The sequence below is a fragment of the Mycobacterium sp. IS-1556 genome (assembly GCF_001499985.1).
Taxonomy (GTDB): domain Bacteria; phylum Actinomycetota; class Actinomycetes; order Mycobacteriales; family Mycobacteriaceae; genus Mycobacterium.
Map to the genome: position 1 here is coordinate 1 of NZ_LQIM01000027.1, position 3218 is coordinate 3218.

1 protein-coding gene is annotated in these 3218 nt (G+C 67.0%); it reads right to left on the minus strand.

All coding sequences use genetic code 11. The features are described from left to right. Positions 1 to 3218, minus strand: a 3218-nt coding sequence (locus AU187_RS16390) for a condensation domain-containing protein (RefSeq protein ID WP_156442363.1), incomplete at both ends; no start/stop codon positions are given.

Genomic DNA, 3218 nt, shown 5'->3' on the forward strand with positions numbered 1-3218 from the left:
CCCCACCCCGGAGCCGGCCACATACAACTCCCCGACCACCCCCGCCGGCACCGGCCGCAACCAACCATCGAGCACAAACAACGCCGCGCCGGGCACCGGCGCACCGATCGGCGGCGCCCCCGACCCCGCCGTCAACGGCGCACTCTTGGCCACCCACATCGTGGTCTCGGTCGGCCCATAGACGTTGACCATCACCCGCCCCGGCGCCCACCGATCCACCAGCTGGGCCGGACACGGCTCAGCGCCGATCACCAACGCCGTCGACTCCAACCCCTGCGGCCACAGCGCCCCCACCGCAGACGGCGTCTGAGTCAACACGCTCACCTGCTGCCCAACCAACAAGGCGTGGAAGTCTTGCGGCGAGCCGGCCACCTCATCGGGCACCACCACCAACCGCCCCCCATGCAACAGTGCAGCCCAGATCTCCCACACCGAGAAGTCGAACGCATAGGAGTGAAACTGCGTCCACACCTGCCCCGGCCCCAGCGCCACACCAACATCCAGGCCGTCGAACAGCTGGGTGACATTGCGGTGCGTGACCGCCACCCCCTTGGGCATCCCGGTCGTGCCCGAGGTGTAAATCAGATGCGCGATGTCATCAGCAGCCGGACCAGCCAACGCCGTACACGGATACCCCTGCACCCCCGACCCGCTGACATCGACAACCGGCACGGCCAACCCGCCGAGCCCACCAACCCGATCAGCGGTCGTCAACACGACGATCGGCGCAGCATCAGCAACCATGAACCCGATCCGGCTCACCGGCAGCGCCGGGTCGATCGGCAGATAAGCCGCCCCCGACTTGAGCACCGCCAAAATCGACACGATCGCCTCAACCGACCGCGAAAACAACAGCGCCACACACTGACCCGGCCCCGCACCATACGCGGCCAACAGATGCGCCAACCGGTTGGCCGCCTCGTCAAGCTCGCGATACGTCATCGAACAGCCGTTGCAGGTCAGCGCCAGTGCCTGCGGGGTCCGCCCCACCTGCGCAGCGAACAACCCCGGAACCGACGACCCCGACACCGGCCCGAACAACACCGCCCGATTACCCCACCCATCCAGCCGAACATGCTCGACCTCATCAACCACATCCACCGACGACACCCGCGCAGTGGGCGCAACAGTCATCCCCACCAACACCCGCCACAACCGCCCGACGAGCGCCTCGATGCTGGCCGCATCAAACACATCGGCACGAAACTCGACCGTGCCCACAATCCCGGCAGGCGCACCGTCTTCAGCCCAGCGCTCGCTGAGCGAGAACGTCAAATCCATACGCGCTGTCTGGGTCTCGATCGGCAACGAGGACAGCTGCAAGTCACCGAACGCCAACTCGGCGGCATCTCTGTCTTGGCCCGTGAAGTTCTGCCAACCCAACAGCACCTGCACCAACGGGTGATGGGTCAGGCTGCGTGCCGGGTTGAGCCGCTCGACCAACACCTCGAAGGGGACATCCTGATGCTCGAAGGCCTCCAAACTGCGCGCCCGAACCGCCGCCAACAACTCAGCCACCGTGGGATCCCCACCCAGATCCACCCGCAGCACTAAGGTGTTGACGAAAAACCCGACCAGTTCATCGAGCGCAGGATCGCGCCGCCCGGCGATCGGAAAGCCCACCGCCACATCAGAACTGGCGCTCACCTTCGCCAGCAGCACCGCCAACGCCGCTTGCACCACCATGAAACTGGTCGCGTCGTTCTCCCGCGCAAGCCGGGCAACCTGTTGCTGTAGCTCGGCCGGCCAGTCGACGGCCACCGTGGCGCCGCGCTGATCAGCCACCGCCGGATAAGGCCGATCGGTCGGCAGCTCGAGGCGTTCGGGCAACCCGGCGAGGGCTTCCTCCCAATACGCCAGCTGGGCGGCGATCAGACTGTCCGGTTCGGACAGCTCACCAAGATGCGCGCGCTGCCACAGCGTGTAATCGGCGTACTGCACCGTCAGCGGCGCCCAATCCGGGGCGTGTCCCGCACACCGGCTGGCATAGGCCAGGCCCAGATCGCGCACCAACGGGGTCAACGACCAGCCATCGGCGGCGATATGGTGCACCACCGCCACCAGCACGTGCTCATCCTCGGCGAGGCGGAAAAGCTGTGCCCGCAACGGAATCTGGTTCGCGAGATCAAACGTGTAGCCCCCCGCGGTGCCGATCGCCTCCCACAGCCGACTTTCTGGCCAGCCGGCGACATCAACGACGTCCCAACCGAAGTCGGCCCGCTCGACAGGGATAACCACCTGCTGAGGTATCCCGTCGACCGCGACAATCAATGTGCGCAGGCTTTCATGGCGGGCCACCACATCGCCCAACGCCGCACCCAACGCCTGCGCATCAAGGTGCCCACTCAGCCGCAACGCCGCCGGCATGTTGTAAACCGGTGACGGGCCCTGCAACTGGTCCAGGATCCACAACCGGCTCTGGGCGAACGACAACGGAACCACCGCCGGCCTCTGCTCCATCGCCACCAACCGCGGCAGCCGACCCGCGCCCTCACCGAGGCGCGGCGCCAACCGGGCCACCGTCGGCGCCTCAAACAGCGTGCGAACCGAAACATCGGCATCCAGTGCGGAATTGATCGCTGCGATCAAGCGCATCCCCGACAGGGAATCGCCGCCCAAGTCGAAGAAGGAATCGTCGACGCCGACCCGCTCGAGCCCCAGCACTTGAGCGTAGATGCCGGCCAAGATCTCCTCGGTCGGGTTGGCCGGGGCTCGGTACCCAACCGTCGTGTACTCCGGTGCCGGCAGCGCACGGGCGTCGAGCTTGCCATTGGGGGTCAACGGCAGCGCCTCCAAGACCACCACCGCTGCCGGAACCATATAGGGCGGTAGTCGGTCGGCCATCTGGACGCGTAGCTTGCCCGGGTCAGCGGTCCCGGTGACATAGCCCACCAGGCGTTTGTCGCCGGGGCGGTCCTCGCTGGCGATCACAGCCGCCTGCTGCACCCCATCGAGCGCGGCCAGCGCCGCTCGGACCTCACCGAGCTCGATGCGATAGCCGCGGACTTTCACCTGCTCGTCGGCGCGCCCCACATAGACCAACTGGCCATCGGCCCGCCAGAGCACCAAATCCCCAGTGCGGAACATCCGTTGTCCCGGCGCACCGAACGGACACGAGACGAATCGCGATCCGGTCAACCCGGCCCGCCGCCAATACCCGACACCCACCCCGGCGCCGGCCACATACAACTCCCCGACCACCCCCGCCGGCACCGTCC